The 5,919-nt window shown below is 31.6% G+C and carries 5 protein-coding genes; 3 read left to right on the forward strand and 2 right to left on the reverse strand.

Translation table 11 applies throughout. From position 1 onward, the window contains the following. From PHI38_RS08395 to PHI38_RS08405, 3 genes are all read left to right on the forward strand, one after another. Positions 1–545 (forward strand): DNA polymerase III subunit delta' (locus tag PHI38_RS08395; protein WP_299855012.1); only part of this gene is annotated, 545 nt, incomplete at its 5' end. Next, complete coding sequence (gene folP / locus PHI38_RS08400) at positions 535–1,677, forward strand: dihydropteroate synthase (RefSeq protein WP_299855015.1); 1,143 nt, start codon at positions 535–537, stop codon at positions 1,675–1,677. The genes PHI38_RS08395 and folP, both read left to right, overlap by 11 nt. Next, positions 1,667–3,007 (forward strand): diguanylate cyclase, encoded by a 1,341-nt coding sequence (locus tag PHI38_RS08405; protein ID WP_299855017.1) that lies wholly within the window; start codon positions 1,667–1,669, stop codon positions 3,005–3,007. Before folP ends, PHI38_RS08405 begins: the two co-directional genes overlap by 11 nt. 12 nt (positions 3,008–3,019) lie before the next feature. Here the strand turns inward: PHI38_RS08405 and PHI38_RS08410 are convergent, their stop codons facing one another. Together PHI38_RS08410 and PHI38_RS08415 are read right to left on the reverse strand one after the other, a co-directional pair. After that, positions 3,020–4,759, reverse strand: a complete 1,740-nt coding sequence (locus PHI38_RS08410) for a cache domain-containing protein (RefSeq protein WP_299855020.1) — start codon at positions 4,757–4,759, stop codon at positions 3,020–3,022. 123 nt (positions 4,760–4,882) lie between these two features. Further along, positions 4,883–5,881, reverse strand: coding sequence for a hypothetical protein (locus PHI38_RS08415; protein ID WP_299855023.1), 999 nt, complete (start codon positions 5,879–5,881; stop codon positions 4,883–4,885). Between the last annotated feature and the right edge of the window lie 38 nt (positions 5,882–5,919).

Here is a 5,919-nt window from a genome sequence, read left to right on the forward strand (position 1 = left end):
AACCAAATAGAGTAGTTGGTTTTATAGTAGAAGATGAGTTTAAGATAGAACATGCAAAAGCAGCAGTTGCAGAAGCATATATAAGCGAATCAGGAACAAAATATATCATCCTTGGTGCAAACAACTTCAATACGGTTTCACAAAATTCTCTTTTAAAAGCTCTTGAAGAGCCTCCTAGAAACATAGAGTTTATAATACTCTCTAATTCAACTTCAAACCTTCTTCCAACCGTTCGCTCAAGACTCCCAATATTTAAAGACAAACAAGAGCATAGAGTTTATGATATAGAGTTTAGCCTTGCAAAAATTAATTATGGAGATATTTTTGAGTTTTTAAAAAAGGTTGCAAAATTAAAAAAAAGTGAAGCCAAAGATCTTGTTGAAGCGCTCTATTATAGAGCTACTGTTGTGGATAAGCTTATTCTTAGTAGATCACAACTTGATAATTTTGATAAAGCTTTTAGACTCTTAGAATTAAATGCAAGAGCGCAGAGTGTCTTTGCACTTTTGTTGATGAGTTTTTCAGGAGAGAGAAATGCAAGTTGAACTTTTATCTAATGAAATAGATATAAAAAAATATCTTAAAAATCTAAATGTAGATAGTGGCGGTATCTCTATAATGGGCGCAAAAGCTGCTCATCACATTATTTTACTTAGAGATTTACATGTTGGTGGCGCAAATATTTTAAAGCAAGATGCGCTTAGTGTTGGAGCAGATTTGGCTGTGCCTCGTGGGACTGTTACTGCAAAAACTCCATATGTTGATGCTATCTTGATAGCAACTACAAGAGAGCTAGAAAAACTTAGTAGAAAAGAGTTAGCGCAACCTTTTGGATTAAAAGAGGTTGCAAAGAAATTCCAAGAGATTTTAAAAATTAAATCCCCATCAAAAGTGGAAGTTATGGGCATTATCAATGCCAATGATGATAGTTTTTTTAAAGAATCAAGATTTAACGCTAAGAGTGCAATAGAAGCTATAAAAAAGATGATAAAAGATGGTGCGGATATTATAGATATAGGTGGAGTCTCTTCTGCGCCATCAGCTAAAATCGTCTCAAAAGAAGAAGAGCTAGAGAGAGTAAAGCCAATACTTGACATTATACAAGCACAGATGCTCTATAAAGAGGTAGAATTTAGCATAGATAGTTATGAACCTTTAGTGATTGAGTATGCACTAAAGTCTGGTTTTAGAGTAGTAAATGACATTACGGGATTACGTAGTGATGATGTGTGTAAACTTTGTGCTAGTAATGGTGCAAAAGCAATCATTATGCATATGCAAGGAACTCCTCAAACGATGCAAGAAAATCCAGAATATGAAAATATCTTGGGTGATGTGTATACTTTTTTTGAACAAAGAGTAGAGAAGGCAAAGTTTTTTGGAGTAAAAGATATAGTTTTAGATGTTGGAATAGGGTTTGGAAAAACACTAGAGCATAATTTGATGCTTATAAAACATTTAAGACATTTCTCTACTTTAGGGCATCCACTACTAGTTGGAGCATCAAGAAAGTCGATGATTGATAAGATTTCACCCTCTTTAGCAAGTGATAGATTATCAGGAACTTTAACACTTCATTTAGAAGCTGTGAAAAATGGGGCTTCTATGCTTCGCACTCACGATGTTTATGAACACGTCCAAGCACTAAAAATAAAAAAAGCACTTGATGAGATATGAGGTAAATATGAGATTTCCAACTGTTGGTGAGATAGCAACAACTTCTGTAGTAACAATAAAAAGAGACAATACGCTACTAGAAGCTATAGAAATTATGTGTGAACAAGGTCATAGAAATGTGGTTGTTGATGATAGTGGAGTATTTTTTATTTTACGGATAAATGATTTTTTAGATACAAAAATAAGAGAACAAGGTCTTGATATTTCGCTTCATAATGTAGAGTTAGCTCAGTTACCAGTTATGAATAAGAATGAGACTATATTGGATACTATGGAGTGCCTTAGCTGCAATATTGAGTATATATGCGTAGTAAATGATGATAAAACTCTTTATGGAATTGTAACTCATACAGATATTACAAGCAGTATCGACCCAGATACGCTTATGAATAATTTTTGTCTGCATGATTTTTTAAAGCTTGGCAGAAGAGCTAGATGGATAGAACAAGATTTAAGTACTAAAGAAGTTTTAGATGAGATGAGAAATAGCGCTTCAGATAGCGTTATTATAGTCGAGGATAAAAAACCTATAGGTATATTTACGACAAAAGACATCATGAGAATTATTAGAAAAAATAGCAATTTAGATTTGCCAATAAAAGCACATATGTCTTCACCAGTAGAATCTATGAGTATAGGTGGTTCAGTAAAAGAAGCTCTTGAGTTTTTAAAACAAAAACATTTTAAAAGAGTAGTTGTTGTAGATGAGATGGGCAATATGGCTGGCGTTGTTACTCAAAAAGAGCTTATCTCTTTAACGTACTCTAAATGGGCGATATTTATGAAAGAGCATCAAGAAGAATTAAATCTCATAAATGAAACTTTGATTAGTAAAAATAAAAAAATAGAACAATTAGCCTCAAGAGACCCTTTAACAAACCTCTATAACAGATATAAGTTTTCACAGCTCTTTGACTCACTGTATGAAACAATGAGCCAAAACAGTAGCAAAATGTCGCTTATACTAATTGACATAGATTATTTTAAAAAAATAAATGATACCTATGGTCATAATGTAGGAGATGAGGTACTTGTACAAATCTCAGAGCTTATACGTAGATTGCTAAGAGAGAGCGATGTAGTAGGGAGATGGGGTGGAGAAGAGTTTGTAGTACTTCTTCCTTTGGCAAATCTAGAAAATGCGCTAAATATAGCTGATCAGATAAGAGGTCTTATAGAAGGGCAAACAGCACATCCTTTTAAGATAACAGCAAGTTTTGGTGTGACAGAAGTTAAAGAGAGTGATGATTTGAAAAGTGTTATAGATAGAGCAGATACAGCACTTTATGAAGCAAAAGAGAGTGGAAGAAATCGTATCAAAGCAAGATAAAAGCTAATAACTCTAAATAGAGCAAACTCTGTTTCTACCGCTATTTTTAGCCTCATATAGGGCTTTGTCAACCCTTTTAAACATATCGGTACTATCCTCATTCTTTTTGTATGAGACAACTCCAATACTAACAGTTGCATGTTTTATATATTTGAAATCATGCTTATCTATTTTTGCTCTTATTCTTTGTGCAATCTCCTCTGCTGCACCAAGAGAAGTGTATAGAAGTAGTACCATAAACTCTTCTCCTCCAACACGGCCAAAAATATCACTCTCTCTTAAACACTCTTTAGCTAATTTTGTCACTTCAATAATTACATAATCACCTGTATGGTGTCCATAATTATCATTTATATTTTTAAAAAAGTCTATATCTATCATGATGAGAGAAAATTCTATCTCACTATTTTTATATCTATTTAAAAGAGAATTGAATTGATTTAAAAAAGAGAAACGATTGTGTATCTGTGTTAAAAAATCGGTATTTGCAAGTCTTCTCATATTTTCATAAGCGATTTTAAGCTGATTGGTTCTTGCTTCTACCTTCCCTTCAAGTTCTTCATTTAAAAGGATAAGCTCATCTGTTTTTTGCTTAAGATTTTTTTGAAGAATAATAAATTTTTCTTGAAGTTTTTTTGAGATAAATAGTGCAGCAAATGTAGATAACATTACAAATATAATTGAGTAAATTTTCATAATATTAAGCTCTTGAATATTTGTCTCTTCAAGCTCTCTCTTTTTTTCATCTGCTATAGCATCTATCTCTTTTGTATAAAAACCGCTGCCTATCATTAAATTTGTGTTTGGAACTTTTTCAAAATAAGATATTTTCTCTTCAAAAAGCCCATTGTTTGGGTTTTTCCAATAGTAAGAATTAAAATTATTGCCTCCTTTTTTAATACTATCTAGAAGTTTACTCGCTACAGCTCTATCATTTTTATCTGGCGAATCTAAAAAGTTTTTTCCTTCTAATTCTGGGTTTAAAGAGTGAAGTATTATGTTTCCATCCATGTCATATATAAAAAAATAATCATTTTTATTTTTATTTATATTACGAAGTATAGTAATAGCACTCTGTTCTATCTCTTTTTTGGTTATATCTAGGTATTCTGATGAGCCTAAGTACCAGTTAAATATCTTAAAATCTTTGACAAATGCCATCTGTTGATATTGTGTATTTTTGTCTTGGTTTGGTCTTGTAAACGTATCCCATAAAAATCCCTCACCACTATTTTTTACAATATCTATCTCATTTTTGATTATATATTGTCCTGAAGCATCTTGTAAACCTATAATATTTTCTCCCTCTTTATGTTTAAGATACTCAGGAGCAAGCACTAAAACTCCATTTTTATCCAAGATAAAGATAGAACTCTGTGCATTATTCCAAGTCATTGTACGAAGAACTTCTATAATCATTTTTTTAATTTCATTACTGCTTTTTAGTCCATTATTGTGAGTATAAATAGTTGAGCCAATTGCAAATGCCTTATTTACTCTATCTCTGACTTTTTGTTTTAATTTTTCATTGATTGTTGAATTTTCATAGTTTAAAATCTCTATAGCCATTTGTACTTTAGAGATTGTGTTGTCTTTTTCTTTTAGTAAAAGTTCTTCCTTGAGGTTTTTTATGCTGTTATTAAACATCTCTTCACTATGAGAGATGCTCATGTAGAAAAAAAGAAATACAATTAGAGGGATAGCTATGATTGGTGCAATAATGATAAAGCGTATAAGATTTTTTGTATTCATATTAAAAGTCTTTCTTATAATATAAATATAGAGTACTTCAAATGTTGTTAAATAGGAGGATTAAACCTTTGTGATTTTAGGACAATGTCTCAGATATACTATTTTTGGTAACAAAAAGTAACATCAAAAAGATGGTGGAGCTATATATCTTCCTTTAACAAAACGACAACCATCTCCTTTTGGAAATATTTTATTTCGCTCAATCCATGCTGTAGTGTTATTAGTATTTAGTGATATATTTGCTTTTTTTGAATCTATCTCAATAATAACTCCGCAGTTTGTTTGGGTTCCTACGCTAAGAGTTTTTCTAAAATTACTTAACTTCTTAGCGTAGTCATCCATGTTGTCTTGTTCTTTTTTTGCAAGATAAAGACTCTCCCTCTCTTGTTGTTGAGGAGTTTTTTTATAACTATCTTGATAATTTTTTTTCGATAATTGAGCCTCGCGTCTGTTTTGCTCATCTGTATCTTTTAAATTTTGAAGATTTTGAAGTGCTAAAGTAAGTAGAGGTTTGGCCTCTTCATAGTCTGTATAACTTTTTACAAACTCATTAAAATCTTTAATTGTAGCTGCTTTATAAAATCTCTCTTCGCAATTTGCATATTTAAGGGTGCTTTTTTTGCTCTCTATTGCTTCATAAAGGTTTGTATCTTTTATGACTTGATTTATTAAACCTTTACTTACATATTTATATTTTTTTGAATCTTCACTCATGTTGTTAAAGTAATCAATAATATTTCTTGGCTTTGCGTTAAAGGACAATGCACTTGAACAAGGAGTGTACTTTGCGCTTATATTTGAGTCATCGCATAGATATTCGTTATCTCTTTGTGGCTTTAGAATCTCTTCAAAATTAGGATAGACATTGCTATAACTTTTCGTTACTTGAAGAACTTCTTGACTTTTGTTAGCTCTTCTTAGTGTAGGCTTGTCCTTTATGTCAAGAATCTTCCATTTTTGTTTATCCTTTTGGATAAGTACAAAATAGTAACCACTATCCGGTTGATAATCGCTTTTTGATTGCGGTAGTTTTGTAGGTGCTTTTAGAGCTTGTTGTTGAGAGGAACATCCAGATATAAACAAAGAGAGTATAAGCGCATAAAACATAGTTTTGTAAAGCACGATGTACCTTTAAAATAGTAAGTTGGGATTTAAAATAT

The organism is Sulfurimonas sp. (assembly GCF_028694895.1).
Lineage (GTDB): Bacteria > Campylobacterota > Campylobacteria > Campylobacterales > Sulfurimonadaceae > Sulfurimonas.

What these genes read in the sequence shown, in the direction of transcription:
- folP (WP_299855015.1), top strand. Translation starts at nt 535, where the DNA reads ATGCAAGTTGAACTTTTATCTAATGAAATAGATATAAAAAAATATCTT.
- PHI38_RS08405 (WP_299855017.1), top strand. Translation starts at nt 1,667, where the DNA reads ATGAGATATGAGGTAAATATGAGATTTCCAACTGTTGGTGAGATAGCA.
- PHI38_RS08410 (WP_299855020.1), bottom strand. Translation starts at nt 4,759, where the DNA reads ATGAATACAAAAAATCTTATACGCTTTATCATTATTGCACCAATCATA.